Raw genomic sequence first — 15421 nt, 5'->3', positions numbered from 1 at the left:
AGCGTAGGACACTCGACTCCTGCGGGAAAGAGAGGGAAAACGGAGATCCCGCAGCGCAGCGAGGAAGCTCAGGTTCCTCCCCGCGGAAAGCGAGTGGCCGTAGCGCAATGGAACGAACGTGTTGAGACAAATCAAAGAGATGGGAACAGCGAGTGTTCGTCTTTTAGAAGCAATCATTTTGTTATGTCCCAAACTCATTTTTTTGCAGAGAAGAATATTCTTTCACTACTTTGATGAGGAAACTCGTCTTTAAAATCAGCGCTCACTTCAACAGCTGAAAACCCAGCTTCTGTTAACCACTCTTTATAAGTAGACTCTGATAACGTTCGCTGAATATGAACCTCATCAAATCGGTCGTACGCTTCAATTTCTTCGTCATACACAAAAAATGTCATATCATGCTGAACGCTTTGATTAGCCTCATTATACTCACAGTTCCAAATATACGATACATCATCATCTACATATGAAAATGAATTATCCCCAAAAATATTCTTAAGTTTATGCGTTGAATGGACATCAAATAACAAAAAGCCACCTGGAGCTAAATGTTCATAGACACGCATAAACGTTTCTTTAACTTGTTCATCAGTTTGTAGATAATTAAGTGAATCACAAAAGATAACGATACAATCAAACTCCTGCATCAGCTCAAGTTTTGACATATCTTGTTCATATAGCTTTAACGCGATACCTTCGTTTTGCGCTTTCTCTTGCGCAATCACCAACATATCATCCGATAGGTCAATCCCAGTTACCTCATAGCCTTGTTTGGCTAAACGAATTGACATCTCACCAGTTCCGCACCCTACATCAAGAATAGACAGCTCTTCACCCGGCTTAACTTTACGGGATACAAACTGAATCCATTGGTCATATGGAATGTCCGTCATGAGATGGTCGTATACGTAGGCGAATTGCTTATAGCTGCTCATGATTGTAATTCTTCTTGTAAGTCAACAGAAGGCGCGTCTCCCCACAAGCGCTCTAAATTATAGTAGCCACGATCGTCTTTGTGGAAAATATGAACAACAACATCACCTAAATCCACAAGTACCCAACGTGCTTCATCGTACCCTTCCATACGCTTTACCGTAATTTCATGTTCATGCGCTTGCTCTTTCACTTCCCTTGCAATAGCCTGAACCTGCTTATCAGAATTACCATGACAAATGACAAAGTAATCTGCTACGAGTGAAATCCCTTGCATATTCAATGCAACTAAATCCACTGCTTTTTTATCGTCTGCTGCTTTTACCACAAGTGATAATAAATCGCGTTCATTCATTTATGTTTCCTCCTAGAACTAATTCGTTATAAGTATACAGCGTATCTGGGAAAACTCTTTGATTTTTGCTAATCAAAAAGCTAATCGTATTTTTTAATGCTTGAAGTAGCGCTTTATCTAAGTCTTGCTCTGCAAGCTCTCTTACTTCTTCAACTCCAGGAAACTTGCGACCTGGCTCAATATAATCGGCTACATAAATCACTTTCTCTAAAGACGACATCCCTGGTCTCCCTGATGTGTGATAGCGAATAGCATTTAATATGTCCTCATCCGTTAGCCCCACTTCTTTTTCAACTAAGAATGCACCAACTGGAGCATGCCAGAGCTCTGTATTGGCCTCAAGAAGGTGAACAGACATGCTTTCATTTATAATAATCGCTTTCATTTCTTCTTTTGGTCGAAATTTTGCATAATCATGAAAGATTGCAGCTAATTCGGCTTTTTTTATATCCACATCATATCGCTCGGCTAATTTTACGGCTGTTTCCATGACTCCCAACGTATGAATATATCTTCGTTCTGTTAACTGCTCTCTCACAACAGCTAACGCTTCACTCTGATTCATATAGCTGATTCTCCTCAATATAGTGTTTTACTGATAAAGGCACATAAAAGTCAATAGGACCTTGCACTTTAATACGTTCTCGTATAAATGATGAAGAGATATCCATTTGAGGTGCTTCTACTTCCAGTATTGAATATGGAGATTTCATTTCATATCCAGGCCTCTTCACCCCTACGAATGTCACAAGCTTTTGCAGCTCCTCAATGTTATACCATTTTGGTAAATATTCTACCATGTCTGCCCCGATGATAAAATAAAACTGATTATCTGGGTATGTTTCTTTTAAGATGCACATCGTATCAAATGTATATGATATATCGTTACGTTCGAATTCAATCGACTGAACGCGGAATTTAGAATAACCGTCAGTCGCTAAACTAAGCATATTTAAGCGATGATTGGGATCTATTTCTTGTTTCAAGGTTTTATGAGGCGGAATATGCGAAGGCATAAACCAAATTTCATCTAACTTTAATGAAAACAATACTTCATTTGCCATAATTAAATGTCCGATATGGGGAGGGTTAAACGTTCCACCAAAAATACCAATACGTTTCAAAAAATCATAGCTCCTTTTATCATATTAAGCTTCTCTCAACATGTACATATACCCTATCATACGCGTATGATAGGGTATCCTTTTCTTATCGAGGTAATACGATTTGTTTATTTTCGCGTGACTCTTTATAAAGAATGATAGTGTTACCAATTACTTGTACAACTTGAGCTCTAGCACCTTTAGCCAACTGCTCTGCTACCGTATTACGATCTTCTTCACAGTTTTGTAAAATGCTAACTTTTAATAATTCTCTCGCTTCAAGTGCATCTGAAATTTGTTGAATCATATTTTCATTCACTCCACCTTTACCTACTTGGAAGATTGGTGATAAATGATGTGCTTTTGAGCGTAAAAATCGCTTTTGTTTTCCTTTTAACATAAAAACCTCCATGATGCTTTTACTTTTCAGTAAGTTTCTTTAACACAATTTGTTCCATCTTTTTTTGGTCAGGAACGATACCTGTCCACTTTTCAAAAGCAAGCGCGCCTTGTAATACAAACATACCTACGCCATTATGACAATATGCTTGCTTTTGTTTTGCTTCTTTTAATAACTTAGTTTCTAACGGATTGTAAATAATATCACTAACAATTGTTTCTGGGCGAATATGTTGAATGTCGATTGGCGCATCCTCCACATGAGGATGCATTCCCACAGATGTTGTGTTAATAATGACATCAAATGTGTCTACTTTTTTTTCTGCTTCGTCTAATGTGATGGCTGACGCATTAGCTTGAAATGGCAACTGATCAATTAGGCTCTGTGCTTTTTCAACCGTTCGGTTACATATATAGAAAGAGGAAGGGCTATCTTTATGAGATGCTAGCGTGTAAAAAATTGCTTTAGCCGCTCCTCCCGCACCAATAATTGCAACAGCTTTATCTTTTAATGTGCCCCCTACATGCTGCAGTAGAGATGCCACATATCCATCACCGTCTGTATTATATCCAACATAGCGTCCATTTTGATTCACAACTGTATTAACGGCACCAATTGCTCTAGCTAAAGGGTCCACCTCATCTAAAAGGTCCATGATATCAACTTTATACGGAATCGTCACGTTAAACCCTTTAATCTGCTGCTTTTTTAGCTTTTCAACTTCAACCTTAAAGGAGTCTGGCTCAATTTGAATCGCCTCATAATGAGCGTCTATTCCTAAATTTTCAAACGCATCATTATGCATAAGCGGTGAAAGTGAATGCCCTACTGGATAACCTATTAGTCCATATAACTGCTTCAACCTATTTCCCCTCTTCTTTATATTTAAATTAGTGATTCACGTACAAATACCCCAACACCTTTTGGTGCGTATGCAACTACTTTTGTACCAGGTTCGTTTACCGTCACCCAACCAAGCCCAGAGAACACAATGTCCGTCTTGTCATGCTTGATTGTAAATTCGTGGGCAACAAGCTCAGGAAACTCACTTAGCTGCTCTGGTCTTGGAGGTTGAAGCAACTCTCCCAACTGATTTTCATACAGCGCATCTGCTTTTTCGAGCTTTGTACGATGAATAAGTAACTCGTTTGATACATAGCACGTCAATGATTTACGACCGCCACTTACATAATCTAATCGTGCCAATCCTCCAAAGAACAGCGTCTGTCCTTCATTTAGCTGATAAATTTTAGGCTTAATCTCTTTCTTTGGAGAAATAAGCTTCAAATCGCGCTTATCTACGTAATGTGCCATTTGATGATGATTGATAATACCAGGTGTATCATATAACGATGCGCCATTATCAAGCGGTACATCAATCATATCAAGCGTTGTGCCAGGATATTGAGATGTTGTAATCACATCTTTTTCACCTGTGAATTCTTTAATAATTGCGTTGATAAACGTTGATTTCCCAACATTTGTACAGCCAACAACATAAACATCTTTTCCAAATCGGTAGTGCTCAATAGCTTCAGCAACTTCCTTAATGCCTTGTCCTTTATGCGCACTCATTAAAAAGACATCTACAGGCTTTAACCCAAGATCTTTTGCAGATTTCTTCATCCAGTGAATCAATTTATTTTTCTTCACAGATTTAGGAAGTAAATCCGCTTTATTTCCAACAAGAATGACGTTATTTCCGCCTGCAAAGCGATGTAGACCAGGGAGCCAACTACCGTTAAAATCAAAGATATCTACGACCTTTACGACTAAACCATCCGTTTGGCCAATTCCATTTAGGATTTTCAAGAAGTCGTCATCTGTTAGCGATACGTCTTGAATTTCATTGTAGTGCTTTAAACGAAAACATCTTTGACAAATAATAAACTCTTTTTCAAGTGCAGACTTAGGGGCATAACCAATATCATTTGGACGCTCTGTTTGAATTTCTACCCCACAACCCATGCACTGTAGCTTTTCTTCACTCACTTTTATTCCTCCCAGTTAATCATACCTTTTCTTTTCATCCAAGCTAAAATACGTCGCTCCATTTTACGATTGAATTTTGTAATAAATCCATCCGTTTGCGCAACGGGCACAACTAAAATGGTGTATACACCTAAGCGGTTTCCGCCTAGCACGTCTGTTAAAAGCTGATCTCCGATGACAACTACTTCATCCTTTTGTAGCTCCATATCACGCAGTGCTCGTCTAAATGCTTTTCTCATCGGCTTTCTTGCTTGATGAACAAATGGTAACCCTACAGGATTTGAAAAGAGCTTAACTCTCTTTTCCACATTATTCGATACAATAGTAATCTTAATACCATGTTCTTGCATTAACTTAAACCATTCGATAAGCTCAGGAGTTGCGTCAGGTCTGTCCCACTCAACTAGCGTATTATCTAAATCTGTGATAATCCCCTTTACTCCTCGCTCGATTAACTCCTCAGGCTTAATTTGCAATACACTTTTCACATGTTGGTTTGGTAAAAAAAGTTTTAACACGTATTATGCACCTCAACTATATTAATAACGTTCTAAGAACGATTTCTGCCTATCATTATAACGGGGGATATTCATTTTTCCACCAGTTATTTATATTTAAATACTACTTTTTTCATCAGCTGTTGCTTTTGTTGAAATTTCTGCAGTCAAACTATAATCATATCTTAATTTCACCAAAAAAAGAATAAAATGATTAAAAACAAATGAAAAAACCTTAAAATCTTCGATATTTTCTCAAGAAACTTTTCGACAAATTATGCTAACTGGTATTCTGTGGATAATTTTATTCACATTATCCCTTTCAATAGATTATGCATTATTGGTAATTATAAACAAAATACTCACAGCTTATCCACTTATAGTTGTGGATAACAGAACGATTGTTCTATATTTCAATTCATGATACATTATGAATAAGAATTCTATTGGGACACGAGATACTTCTTAGAATTAAAGCACCTATCTTTTTTATAGGAGGTGGCGGCATTATCATGCGAAAATTATCAGATGAACTGCTTATCGAATCATATTATAAAGCTACACAGTTGCAATTAAGCCCGGAGTTCATTCAGCTGATTGAAAAAGAAATCCAACGTCGGTCATTAAAAATAACAATTCAAATTCCATCTTAACTAATAGAAGAGCCTATTTAAGAGCAGTAAAGCTTGTCTGGTACCGTTCCTACTTGACAAGCTTCCCTCTTCCTTAAATAGGTTCTATTTTTTGCTTAGATAGCGTTAACAAGCTTTACATACGTTCCTGTAATTTTAAGATACCAAAGTTGAATAGTTCTTTACTAGCCTCTCGTTTACGTCTAAAATGAAATTACGACCTTTTCTATCATTATGCTGTATGAGGTCATCCTCTAAAAGGAGTGAGGAACTTGTTTTTATTAGATTATCTTGATCATACAATTAAAAAGATAAAATCCCAATCAGCAAATGCTTTAACATTACTAAATTTAAGCCTTGGTAGCTTTGCCATTTTATTCATTCTACGTGATGAGTTAAAGCTCAGCCTACTGCTTATTTTTCTTGCAGCGCTAGCTGATCGCTTTGATGGGATGGTTGCCCGGAAGTTAAATATTGAATCAGAACTTGGCAAGCAGCTAGATTCCATGTGCGATATTATATCATTTGGTATTGCCCCTGCTCTACTACTATATCAAAGCATTCTATTTAGCTACGGAGCTTCAGGGGCTGTATTCGCCATTGTATATATCGCATGCGGTGCTCTAAGACTAGCACGCTTTAATATTACAGAGAACAACGGTTACTTTACAGGATTGCCCATTACAGCTGCGGGATGTTTATTAACCTTAAGCTACTTATCTGTACCGTACTTACCATCCTACGTTTTTATGTTTTTAACCATTATTTTATCTTTCCTAATGGTGAGCACATTTAAACTAAAGAAAGTATAACAAAAACCTCATGCTCGCATGAGGTTTTTGTTAATCCCAATAGCATCCAAACCAGTAAAAACCGCCGAAAACAAGTAGTAGTACAAATAAAACAACCAGTAACCCTATTCCCCATCCATATCCTCCACCGCCACAAGATGGATAACATGGATAGCTTGGATAACATCCATATCCGCCATATCCATATGACATAGTTGTCACTCCTCACATACGTATTACTCATAATTTATTCAAAAAGATAGCTTATGTATGGGCAGGTGTCCATTGTGTCTGTACTTCTCAAAAAGAATTCTATGAAACTCGCTTGTCTTGCCGTTATTTTTAACCGTACAGGCACATAGTAAGCCCGCCTAACATATAATTTAATGTCACGGCTTTATCGCTTACACTAACTGGAGGTGTGAAAATGTCAGCTATTATTACAGCGCTCGGATACTTTTTTAAAGAGTTAATATTTCTTGTGTCGTATGTTAAAAATAACGCTTTTCCCCAGCCGCTATCAGCTGCAGAAGAAAAACGCTATTTAACTTTAATGGCTCAAGGAGACCAAGAAGCGAGAAACTTATTAATTGAACATAACCTTCGACTCGTAGCACACATCGTGAAAAAATTTGAAAACACGGGGGAAGACGCTGAAGATCTTATCTCAATTGGAACAATTGGTTTAATCAAAGCGATTGAAAGCTATTCTCAAGGAAAAGGTACAAAGCTCGCAACGTACGCGGCAAGATGTATTGAGAATGAGATTTTAATGCACCTACGCGCTTTAAAGAAAACAAAGAAGGACGTGTCGTTGCACGATCCAATCGGCCAAGACAAAGAAGGAAATGAAATTAGCCTTATTGACATTTTAAAATCTGAATCAGATGATGTTATTGATATGATTCAGCTAAATATGGAATTAGAAAAAATCAAAGAGTACATTGATATTCTTGATGAGCGTGAGAAAGAGGTAATTGTTGGACGATTCGGGCTTGATTTACAGAAAGAAAAAACACAGCGTGAAATAGCTAAGGAACTCAATATATCTAGAAGCTACGTTTCCCGCATCGAAAAACGCGCATTAATGAAAATGTTTCACGAGTTTTATCGCGCTGAAAAAGAAAAAAAGTAAAATGGAAAGAACAATTAATTCTCTTCCACTTTTCTTTATACACCGTTATGATGATAGCTCATCTTTTATTTTCTTCTTTAACTTTTTAGCTCGATAAGCAAAGTAAAATGCTACTAATAATAAAACAACATCTACTCCGGACATGAACATTAATTGAACAAACGTTTTTTCACCTTGCCCAATTAATACACCAATATATAAAAATGTACCTGTAGCTAACAATACATAAATAAATCGTCGATAATCTTCTATTTTTTGTTTAATTAATTTTAATTCTTTTTGATTCATAAGCTTCACCCTTCCCTTAAGCCTTTGCACTTTTCTTAGTACGTGTGGTGACTAGAAACGCTATCTTTATCGTAACATAAAGAACACCAGCACAAGGATGACAATTTATGTAAACAAAAGAGTTTGGGACATAACAAAATGATTGCTTCTAAAAGACGAACACTAGCTGTTCCCATCTCTTTAGTTTGTCTCAACACGTTCGTTCCATTGCGCTACGGCCACTCGCTTTCCGCGGGGAGGAACCTGAGCTTCCTCGCTGCGCTGCGGGATCTCATGTTTCCCCTCTCTTTCCCGCAGGAATGGAGTGTCCTACGCTCCATTCCACCATGTTTCCAACATTGTTTTCACAATCAATCAAAAAACCTGAACGATTAAAAGTTATGAACTCTCAATTGTTCAGGTATAGTAGAGGCTGAACTACTTATGTCTCAGTCTCTTTTATTTTAAACCATTTGACAAATCTTCAATTAAATCTTCTACATCTTCAAGACCTACTGATATACGTACTAGTCCATCCGTTATTCCTAATTCTCTGCGACGATCAGCTGGAATAGAAGCATGCGTCATTTTAGCAGGTAAAGAAATTAAGCTTTCCACCGCTCCTAAACTTTCAGCTAATGTGAAGTATTTTACCGTGGTTAATAGCTTATTAGCCTGCTCCTCACTACCTACATCAAACGATACCATACCACCAAATCCTCTTCCTTGCTGTTTGGCAACTGCGTGGTTCGGATGATTTTCAAGGCCTGGATAGTAAATTTTTTGTACCGCTGGATGATTGCTTAAATAATCGACAATTTTCTTTGTATTTGCTTCATGCTCCTCCATACGAATCCCTAACGTTTTCATTCCTCTCATGAGTAACCATGAATCTTGTGGGCCTAAGATACCTCCAGTTGAATTTTGAATAAAATGAAGCTCTTCTGCAAGTTCTTTCGAATTTACAACTGCCAATCCTGCCACAACATCACTGTGGCCTCCTAAATATTTCGTTGCGCTATGGAGAACAATATCCGCTCCTTGCTCAATTGGATTTTGCCAGTATGGCGTGCTAAATGTGTTATCGACAATCGTTACTAAATCATGTTTTTTCGCTACTTGTGCAGCTTCCGAAATATCGGTGATTTTCAATAGCGGGTTTGTTGGTGTTTCAATGTACAGTGCTTTTGTATTTTCTTTGATTTCTTTTTCGATGTTTGTAACATCACTTGTATCAACAAATGTCGCTTCAATGCCAATGCGATTTAACACTTTCGTAATCACGCGATACGTACCGCCATATACATCATCCGTTAAAATAACATGGTCACCGCTGTTAAACAACATCATAACCGCTGTAACTGCAGCCATCCCCGACCCAAAAGCAAATCCCGCTTCTCCTCCTTCGAGGTCTTTAATTAGTTCTTCTAGAGCATGCCTTGTTGGATTCCCTGTACGTGAGTATTCATAACCTTTGTGTTTCCCAACTTCTTCTTGCTTGTACGTGCTCACTTGATAAATGGGAACTGAGACTGCTCCAGTATGTTGATCTCCCGCAATTCCACCATGAATAAGCTGTGTTTTACGCTTCATTATCTAAATACCTCCATCATAAATTTTTTTACTTAAATATCGTTCACTGCTGTCTGGAAAAATAGTAAGGATATTTGTACCAGGCTTAGCTTTTTGTGCTTCTTTTAATGCAGCCATAAAAGCAGCTCCTGATGAACTCCCTACTAAAAGCCCTTCCTTTGCCGCTAACTCTTGGACAGCTTTAAATGCTAAATCATCTTCAATGGTGTGAATGTCATCAAAGTAGCTTGTATTGATATAATCCGGTACAAATTCCATCCCAATGCCTTCTGTTTTGTGAGGACCTGCTTGACCGCCATTCAAAATTGAACCTTCAGGCTCAACAATCACTGTTTTTATTAATGGATTTTGTTCTTTTAAATATTGAGCAGTTCCCATGAATGTACCACCTGTGCCTGCTCCTGCCACAAATATATCGATATGACCATCCAGCTGTTCATATACCTCTGGACCTAGCGTTTTGTAATACGTTAACGGATTATCAGCGTTTGCAAACTGCTGCGGGCAATATGCGTTTGGAATAGTTTCGATAAGCTCCTTCGCTTTTTGAATAGCTCCTTTCATTCCCTCACTCGTAGGCGTGTGAACAACCTTTGCACCAAGGGCTTTCATAAGCTCTTGTTTTTCAATGCTAAACTTTTCAGGGATACATACAACAACGTTTAAATTGTATGGAATAGCTGCTAAAGCAAGCCCGATTCCCGTATTTCCTGCAGTTGGTTCAACTATTGTCCCACCATCAGTAACTTTTCCTGTAGCTAGGGCTCTTTCAATCAGCTCTTTTCCAAGACGATCTTTAATACTTCCTCCCGGGTTAAAGTATTCAAGCTTCGCAAACAATCGTACATCTTTAGGAAGCGCGAATTTTGTAATTTCAACGATGGGAGTTTTTCCAATTAACTCATGGATACTTTTTACGACTTCCATGATGCCAACACCTCTTTAGTAAAAGTTCCATCTATAGTTAACTCATCTGTTTAGTGTGAATTAAATCCCAATAGTACCAATACTATAAAATAGTATTGGTACTATTGGACAGATTTATTATTTTAATTTTGATAAAAAGTTTAATACTAAGTTTGTAGAGTTTACGGCTGCCTTTTCAAGGAACTGATCAAACGATACATCTGATTCTTTACCCGCAATATCAGATAATGCACGAATGATAACGAAAGGAACTTTAAACTGGTGACAAACCTGAGCTACTGCAGCAGCTTCCATTTCAGCTGCCATTAGTTCTGGGAATTTGCTTCTTACAAACTCAACGCGAACTGGATCATTCATAAATGAGTCACCCGTTGCAATTAAACCTTTGGCTACTTTCATATCCGTTACTTCTTGTGCACTTTGTTCTGCAATCTCAACAAGTTTTTTATCAGCTTGATATGCAGCAGGTAAATTTGGAACTTGACCGTACTCATAGCCAAATGCTGTTACATCAACATCATGATGACGTACTTCCGATGAAATAATTGCATCTCCAACATTTAGATCTGGATGAAAGCCGCCAGCAGACCCTGTATTAATCACATAGTCAGGCTGAAATCTTTCCAGTAAGATTGCTGTTGATAATGCAGCATTTACTTTTCCAATACCTGACTTTAACAGTACTACATCAATTTCATTGATTGTACCAGTTGAATATTCGCAGCCTGCAATGACTGTTTCTTCTCTGTTTTCTACCTTGTCTCGGAGAATCGTTACTTCTTCCTCCATAGCACCAATGATTGCTACTTTCATTATACGAACCTCTTTCTGTTATTGTTTCGTTGCCTCCACAATCCAAACGAAATGATTGAAGCGTTCAAAAGTTGCTTCAAATCCATTTTGTTCAAAAAGATTTTTTAAGACTGGAATCGTTGTATAATACTCTCTTTCTAAGTCTTCCGCTAAGTTAAAGAATTTATGTTGCTTAGCATATTCAATTGTTTCTTGAAACGACTCGTTTGTTTCAAACATCGTGTCAGCAAACACTATTTTACCATCTGTTTGTAGAAGGTTGCTATAGTTTCTAATCGCAAGCTCTTTTTCTTTATCTGTTAAGTGATGAAAAGCATAGGTACTAACAATTGTATCAACCTTCTCTTTTGGGGCAGGAAACGCTAAGAAGTCGCCATCAGATAAAGTAACCGATTCACCTAGCTTTCCTGCCGCAAGCTTTCGCATTGGACTTGAAGGCTCAATTCCTGTCACTGCTAGACTCTTTTCCAGTAGCTTTTTCGTTAAGTTTCCGGTTCCTACACCGAACTCAATTACGCTTCCCGATGAACGATTTGCAACTGCTTGTAAAATACCTTCATAGTTTCGAAAAACTTCTTCATATTCTTGATCATGTCCTTCAACAGTCGAATCATAGTTTTCTGCCCACTTTTCAAAGATGTTTAAAAACTCTCTACCCATCTTATCTCACCCTCATGTTTAATTTTGTTACTATCTAAGTTATTTTTTCACAATAAAAAATTGTTGTTATTTAACAATTTTATCTTTTCTTATAATTCTTATAGATATAGTATGATTTAAAGTATTAATTGTTCTTAAGTTATCATAATAAATTTATTTCGGCAAGAATTCCTGCTAAAATAAAGTTTGGTAAATATGGGATGAAGAAGGTGAAGCGAGACGATGAATTTTCAGTTTGATATGATTGAAGACAAAATTGAGTTTTTCGAATCACATGACTTAAAAGATTTAGAGAAACAAATTAATGATAAAGTTGAACAAAATAAAGCCATCTTATTAGGAGTTCAAAGCGTTTCTCATCAAATGGCAGTAGACTATGAACAAGGTAAGAAGCTTTATTCTGCGGTTGTTCATTTCAAACTAAAAAAGCAGCGCTAATGAAAGCGCCGCTTTTTTTATTAAGATAATTTTTCAACAACAGTTGGTTTCCAACCTTCGTTTTCTACCCATTCAATTTCCACTCGATACTTTACCGAGCCTTCACCTTTAGGACTAACTGTTGCCACTGCTTTTTCAGGAGCACCATTGTTGCCTAAACGCCATACTGTCATATCGTTTGGATTAACGCCTACTCCAGCTCCAACTGCTGCAAGCATTTCATTCCAATCAGTTGAACCTTTTTCATACGTAGCTGCTGGCTTTTCACCTTGCTCTGTACCTACAGGCTCCCAGGATGGGTCTACAGTTCGGCTTTCAACACCTGGCTCAGGATTTTCTTCCACTTCTACATCAGAAGACTCCTCTTGCTCTGTTGCTTCATCATCTGTTGCGTTTTCATCTGCTTCTTCATCACTTGCAGGTTCCTCTGTGTTTTCTTCAGGAGTATTTTTCTCCGTATCATTATTGTTTTCTGACTTTGGTGTTTGCTCTGTGTTTTGTTCTGGAGATGTCTCGTCTGATCCTTCTCCAAGAATAAGTGAGCCACCGATAAAGACAATCAATACCGCAACTACGGCAATTAACACATTATATAATCGGTTAACCTTTTTTTCTTTGTTTTGATGTCTTGAAGAACGATTGTTATTCATTGCTACAACTTCCTCCAACTTTTATAATGTTCTATTTTACCATGTGTTTGGAAATTCATGAAGCACATACCTTCATTTGAAGCATTTTTGTAATATTTTTTACATACTTTTTAGTTATTGATGATTTAAATCATACATCTCTTTAACAATATCATAAAAAATCTGATTTGTAGACGATATTGTACTTTTTGTATTCAAATCAACAACTACTAGGGCATACTTAGGTTTATCAGCAGGAAAGTATCCAGCGAACCACTTATTAACGATTTCATTTTCTACATCAATTTCAGCAGTACCAGACTTTCCTGCTACTGAATAAGGAAGATCTTGAAAACGTCTTCCCGTGCCATCCTCACTTTGGACAACTTGGCTTAGTAACTTTTGAAGTTCTTTAACCGTTGGCTTTTTTATACTTTCACCAGACAACTTTTTGTTTTTAAACGTGTAAAGCGAAGTATTGTTTTTATACTGAATTTCATCCACTACTTTTACTTGTCGCTTTTCTCCACCTCTAGCAATCGTAGCCATCATATTGGCAACTGCTAGAGGAGTAAGCTTCACATCTAGCTGACCGATAGCAGTTTGAGAAATGGCGTTGGGAACGCGTTTATTGGCATCCTTCTTCCACACTGTTCCCTTTCCTTCTTGAAGCTGTGTAAAATGATCAAAGTGAAACACATCTCCGCTCCACCCTACCGGGTCCGTTACGCCTAATTTTCGGGCATATTGGTCCAATGAATCAGGTTTTTTCTCACTCATTTGCTTAGCTAGCTGTGCAAACGTCTTATTACAGCTTTGTGCAAAGCTCTCTTCAAAGGATAACATTCCTTTTTGATGATCATTCTCTAACGATTCGTCATATATGCTTTGATTGCAATTAAACGTCATATTCGGAGTAAGAATCCCTTCTTCTACTGCAGCTGCTGCTGTGACGGTTTTAAACACAGATCCAGGGACTTGTGGCATTAGCATACGGTTATAGAGCCCCTTGTTCTTTTCTTCGTACGGATGAGTTTGATTGATATTAGGTCTACTAGCCATGGCTAATATGTTGCTCTTTTCGATATCTAATAGTACTACGCCGCCTTCTTTTAAGTTATATTTTTCTAATAGCTCTTCTACCTTTTCTTGAATTGTCAAATCCAGAGTCGTTTTCACATTTACAGGATAAAAAGGATTAGCATCTCCCGTATACTTAACATCAATTCCAAACATCGGACCTCCAAACCGATCGACGTGATATAACAACTTCGACTCTTGCTGTGGTAGAAGAAATTCGTCAAATGTTTTTTGCATGCCCGTAATGCCAATGGGCGTAGTTGCCTTTAATTCCCCACTTTTCAATTTATCTTCATATTGTGCTACGATTTTCTCCTGACTTTGTCTTACTAATCCAATTACATGCTCTGCAATAGGTACAGGACGCTCATCCTTTAACGGTACACCAAAAACTCCAGGTATCTTTAATTCATTCACTTGCTTTAACTGATCAATTGTTAGATGATCTCCAACAGCTACCGGAGACTTCGTATCTTTTAGCTTTGTAACCATCTCTACTGTCGAAATCCCCGTAATAGTAGACACCTGTTGCATGGGCCATTGCATTTCATTTAAAAACGGAAACAGCACAAGGCGATTATTCGTAACGGATGTAAGTGATTGACCGTTGCGGTCTATAAATTTACCTCTTCCATCATCTACCACCATTTCTTGTGTGCGCTGATGAACGCTTTCTTCAATTAAATTAACATTATGATTTGAAAATGATTCTGTACTAATAAGCTGTATTTGAACGAGTCTGCCAATAAGTAAAAAAATTAACAACATAATAATAATCAAAATCGATTGCATTCGTTTTCGAACTACTCTCAATGTCGATACACCTCACTCTGTATCATTGTCGCCGACGTATCTTTTTTTCAAACGAATACAACAGATAAAATTCAGAATTAAACTTCTTTTTTCTAAAAATAGAAAAAAGAAGAGTTTGGGACATAACAAAATGATGGCTTCTAAAAAACGAACACTAGCTGTTCCCATCTCTTTGATATGTCTCAACATGTTCGTTCCATTGCGCTACGGTCACTCGCTTTCCGCGGGGAGGAACCTGAGCTTCCTCGCTGCGCTGCGGGATCTCAGTTTTCCCTCTCTTTCCCGCAGGAGTCGAGTGTCCTACGCTCCATTCCACCCTGTTTCCAACATTGTTTTCACAATCAACAAAAAACCTGAACGATT

At 37.6% G+C, this 15421-nt stretch carries 22 protein-coding genes; 5 read left to right on the top strand and 17 right to left on the bottom strand.

Annotation, left to right across the window (positions count from 1 at the left end):
- The coding region (locus AS180_RS23355) for a hypothetical protein (RefSeq protein ID WP_175384221.1) at positions 1-234 on the top strand (234 nt) is incomplete at its 5' end.
- Here the strand turns inward: AS180_RS23355 and AS180_RS19065 are convergent.
- The 8 genes from AS180_RS19065 to AS180_RS19030 form a co-directional block, all read right to left on the bottom strand.
- Positions 195-935: a class I SAM-dependent DNA methyltransferase gene (locus tag AS180_RS19065; RefSeq protein ID WP_062687312.1), complete on the bottom strand. Its 741-nt coding sequence runs from the start codon at positions 933-935 to the stop codon at positions 195-197. The genes AS180_RS23355 and AS180_RS19065 overlap by 40 nt on opposite strands.
- The gene (rsfS, locus tag AS180_RS19060) at positions 932-1288 is read right to left on the bottom strand and encodes a ribosome silencing factor (protein ID WP_025911675.1); all 357 of its coding nucleotides are present in this window, start codon (positions 1286-1288) and stop codon (positions 932-934) included. Before rsfS ends, AS180_RS19065 begins: the two co-directional genes overlap by 4 nt.
- On the bottom strand, positions 1281-1853 hold the full coding sequence (gene yqeK, locus AS180_RS19055) for a bis(5'-nucleosyl)-tetraphosphatase (symmetrical) YqeK (RefSeq protein ID WP_025911677.1): 573 nt from the start codon (positions 1851-1853) through the stop codon (positions 1281-1283). Before yqeK ends, rsfS begins: the two co-directional genes overlap by 8 nt.
- Positions 1840-2412, bottom strand: a complete 573-nt coding sequence (locus AS180_RS19050) for a nicotinate-nucleotide adenylyltransferase (RefSeq protein WP_025911679.1) — start codon at positions 2410-2412, stop codon at positions 1840-1842. Before AS180_RS19050 ends, yqeK begins: the two co-directional genes overlap by 14 nt.
- Before the next feature lie 85 nt (positions 2413-2497).
- Positions 2498-2791, bottom strand: coding sequence for a ribosome assembly RNA-binding protein YhbY (gene yhbY, locus AS180_RS19045; RefSeq protein ID WP_025911680.1), 294 nt, complete (start codon positions 2789-2791; stop codon positions 2498-2500).
- Between the two features lie 19 nt (positions 2792-2810).
- Positions 2811-3653, bottom strand: a complete 843-nt coding sequence (gene aroE / locus AS180_RS19040; protein WP_025911681.1) for a shikimate dehydrogenase — start codon at positions 3651-3653, stop codon at positions 2811-2813.
- 23 nt (positions 3654-3676) lie between these two features.
- Positions 3677-4783, bottom strand: a complete 1107-nt coding sequence (gene yqeH, locus AS180_RS19035) for a ribosome biogenesis GTPase YqeH (RefSeq protein ID WP_025911683.1) — start codon at positions 4781-4783, stop codon at positions 3677-3679.
- 2 nt (positions 4784-4785) lie between these two features.
- Positions 4786-5301 (bottom strand): YqeG family HAD IIIA-type phosphatase, encoded by a 516-nt coding sequence (locus AS180_RS19030; RefSeq protein WP_025911685.1) that lies wholly within the window; start codon positions 5299-5301, stop codon positions 4786-4788.
- A gap of 491 nt (positions 5302-5792) precedes the next feature.
- On the opposite strand from AS180_RS19030, the gene AS180_RS19025 reads away from it, so the two are divergent.
- Both AS180_RS19025 and pssA read left to right on the top strand, forming a co-directional pair.
- Positions 5793-5933, top strand: a complete 141-nt coding sequence (locus tag AS180_RS19025; RefSeq protein WP_025911687.1) for a sporulation histidine kinase inhibitor Sda — start codon at positions 5793-5795, stop codon at positions 5931-5933.
- Between the two features lie 251 nt (positions 5934-6184).
- A complete protein-coding gene (gene pssA / locus AS180_RS19020) occupies positions 6185-6724 on the top strand; it encodes a CDP-diacylglycerol--serine O-phosphatidyltransferase (RefSeq protein ID WP_025911688.1) in 540 nt (179 codons plus the stop codon).
- A 30-nt stretch (positions 6725-6754) separates the two neighbouring features.
- Here the strand turns inward: pssA and AS180_RS23350 are convergent, their stop codons facing one another.
- On the bottom strand, positions 6755-6916 hold the full coding sequence (locus AS180_RS23350; protein ID WP_175384220.1) for a hypothetical protein: 162 nt from the start codon (positions 6914-6916) through the stop codon (positions 6755-6757).
- A 214-nt stretch (positions 6917-7130) separates the two neighbouring features.
- On the opposite strand from AS180_RS23350, the gene sigK reads away from it, so the two are divergent.
- Positions 7131-7838 carry an RNA polymerase sporulation sigma factor SigK gene (gene sigK, locus AS180_RS19015; protein WP_035321368.1) on the top strand — a complete coding sequence of 236 codons (708 nt, stop codon included), beginning with the start codon at positions 7131-7133 and terminating at the stop codon, positions 7836-7838.
- Positions 7839-7883: 45 nt separating this feature from the next.
- Here sigK and AS180_RS19010 read toward each other — a convergent pair whose 3' ends face one another.
- The 5 genes from AS180_RS19010 to AS180_RS18990 all read right to left on the bottom strand — a co-directional run bounded on the left by AS180_RS19010 (position 7884) and on the right by AS180_RS18990 (position 12098).
- Positions 7884-8126: a YrhC family protein gene (locus AS180_RS19010; RefSeq protein ID WP_025911689.1), complete on the bottom strand. Its 243-nt coding sequence runs from the start codon at positions 8124-8126 to the stop codon at positions 7884-7886.
- Positions 8127-8564: 438 nt separating this feature from the next.
- Positions 8565-9698 carry a bifunctional cystathionine gamma-lyase/homocysteine desulfhydrase gene (locus tag AS180_RS19005; protein ID WP_025911690.1) on the bottom strand — a complete coding sequence of 378 codons (1134 nt, stop codon included), beginning with the start codon at positions 9696-9698 and terminating at the stop codon, positions 8565-8567.
- A 3-nt stretch (positions 9699-9701) separates the two neighbouring features.
- The gene (locus tag AS180_RS19000) at positions 9702-10625 is read right to left on the bottom strand and encodes a PLP-dependent cysteine synthase family protein (RefSeq protein WP_025911691.1); all 924 of its coding nucleotides are present in this window, start codon (positions 10623-10625) and stop codon (positions 9702-9704) included.
- A 117-nt stretch (positions 10626-10742) separates the two neighbouring features.
- On the bottom strand, positions 10743-11438 hold the full coding sequence (gene mtnN / locus AS180_RS18995) for a 5'-methylthioadenosine/S-adenosylhomocysteine nucleosidase (protein ID WP_025911693.1): 696 nt from the start codon (positions 11436-11438) through the stop codon (positions 10743-10745).
- Positions 11439-11456: 18 nt separating this feature from the next.
- Positions 11457-12098, bottom strand: a complete 642-nt coding sequence (locus tag AS180_RS18990; RefSeq protein ID WP_025911694.1) for a class I SAM-dependent DNA methyltransferase — start codon at positions 12096-12098, stop codon at positions 11457-11459.
- 222 nt (positions 12099-12320) lie between these two features.
- Here AS180_RS18990 and AS180_RS18985 point away from each other — a divergent pair, with 222 nt between their 5' ends.
- Positions 12321-12536, top strand: a complete 216-nt coding sequence (locus AS180_RS18985) for a YrzA family protein (RefSeq protein ID WP_025911695.1) — start codon at positions 12321-12323, stop codon at positions 12534-12536.
- Positions 12537-12556: 20 nt separating this feature from the next.
- Here AS180_RS18985 and AS180_RS18980 read toward each other — a convergent pair whose 3' ends face one another.
- From AS180_RS18980 to AS180_RS18970, 3 genes are all read right to left on the bottom strand, one after another.
- Positions 12557-13186, bottom strand: coding sequence for a YrrS family protein (locus AS180_RS18980; RefSeq protein ID WP_062687311.1), 630 nt, complete (start codon positions 13184-13186; stop codon positions 12557-12559).
- A 114-nt stretch (positions 13187-13300) separates the two neighbouring features.
- Entirely contained in the window at positions 13301-15058 is a 1758-nt protein-coding gene (locus AS180_RS18975) for a peptidoglycan D,D-transpeptidase FtsI family protein (protein ID WP_061784999.1), read from the bottom strand.
- Between the two features lie 154 nt (positions 15059-15212).
- Positions 15213-15374: a hypothetical protein gene (locus AS180_RS18970; RefSeq protein WP_156413514.1), complete on the bottom strand. Its 162-nt coding sequence runs from the start codon at positions 15372-15374 to the stop codon at positions 15213-15215.
- Positions 15375-15421: the final 47 nt, after the last annotated feature.

This window comes from Priestia veravalensis (assembly GCF_001457055.1).
Taxonomy (GTDB): domain Bacteria; phylum Bacillota; class Bacilli; order Bacillales; family Bacillaceae_H; genus Priestia; species Priestia flexa.
Note: the sequence above shows the minus strand (reverse complement) of the source record. Positions and strands in the feature narration are given on the sequence as shown.

What these genes read in the sequence shown, in the direction of transcription:
- AS180_RS19065 (WP_062687312.1), bottom strand. Translation starts at nt 935, where the DNA reads ATGAGCAGCTATAAGCAATTCGCCTACGTATACGACCATCTCATGACG.
- rsfS (WP_025911675.1), bottom strand. Translation starts at nt 1,288, where the DNA reads ATGAATGAACGCGATTTATTATCACTTGTGGTAAAAGCAGCAGACGAT.
- yqeK (WP_025911677.1), bottom strand. Translation starts at nt 1,853, where the DNA reads ATGAATCAGAGTGAAGCGTTAGCTGTTGTGAGAGAGCAGTTAACAGAA.
- yhbY (WP_025911680.1), bottom strand. Translation starts at nt 2,791, where the DNA reads ATGTTAAAAGGAAAACAAAAGCGATTTTTACGCTCAAAAGCACATCAT.
- AS180_RS19025 (WP_025911687.1), top strand. Translation starts at nt 5,793, where the DNA reads ATGCGAAAATTATCAGATGAACTGCTTATCGAATCATATTATAAAGCT.
- AS180_RS23350 (WP_175384220.1), bottom strand. Translation starts at nt 6,916, where the DNA reads ATGTCATATGGATATGGCGGATATGGATGTTATCCAAGCTATCCATGT.
- sigK (WP_035321368.1), top strand. Translation starts at nt 7,131, where the DNA reads ATGTCAGCTATTATTACAGCGCTCGGATACTTTTTTAAAGAGTTAATA.
- AS180_RS19010 (WP_025911689.1), bottom strand. Translation starts at nt 8,126, where the DNA reads ATGAATCAAAAAGAATTAAAATTAATTAAACAAAAAATAGAAGATTAT.
- AS180_RS19005 (WP_025911690.1), bottom strand. Translation starts at nt 9,698, where the DNA reads ATGAAGCGTAAAACACAGCTTATTCATGGTGGAATTGCGGGAGATCAA.
- AS180_RS19000 (WP_025911691.1), bottom strand. Translation starts at nt 10,625, where the DNA reads ATGGAAGTCGTAAAAAGTATCCATGAGTTAATTGGAAAAACTCCCATC.
- mtnN (WP_025911693.1), bottom strand. Translation starts at nt 11,438, where the DNA reads ATGAAAGTAGCAATCATTGGTGCTATGGAGGAAGAAGTAACGATTCTC.
- AS180_RS18990 (WP_025911694.1), bottom strand. Translation starts at nt 12,098, where the DNA reads ATGGGTAGAGAGTTTTTAAACATCTTTGAAAAGTGGGCAGAAAACTAT.
- AS180_RS18985 (WP_025911695.1), top strand. Translation starts at nt 12,321, where the DNA reads ATGAATTTTCAGTTTGATATGATTGAAGACAAAATTGAGTTTTTCGAA.
- AS180_RS18980 (WP_062687311.1), bottom strand. Translation starts at nt 13,186, where the DNA reads ATGAATAACAATCGTTCTTCAAGACATCAAAACAAAGAAAAAAAGGTT.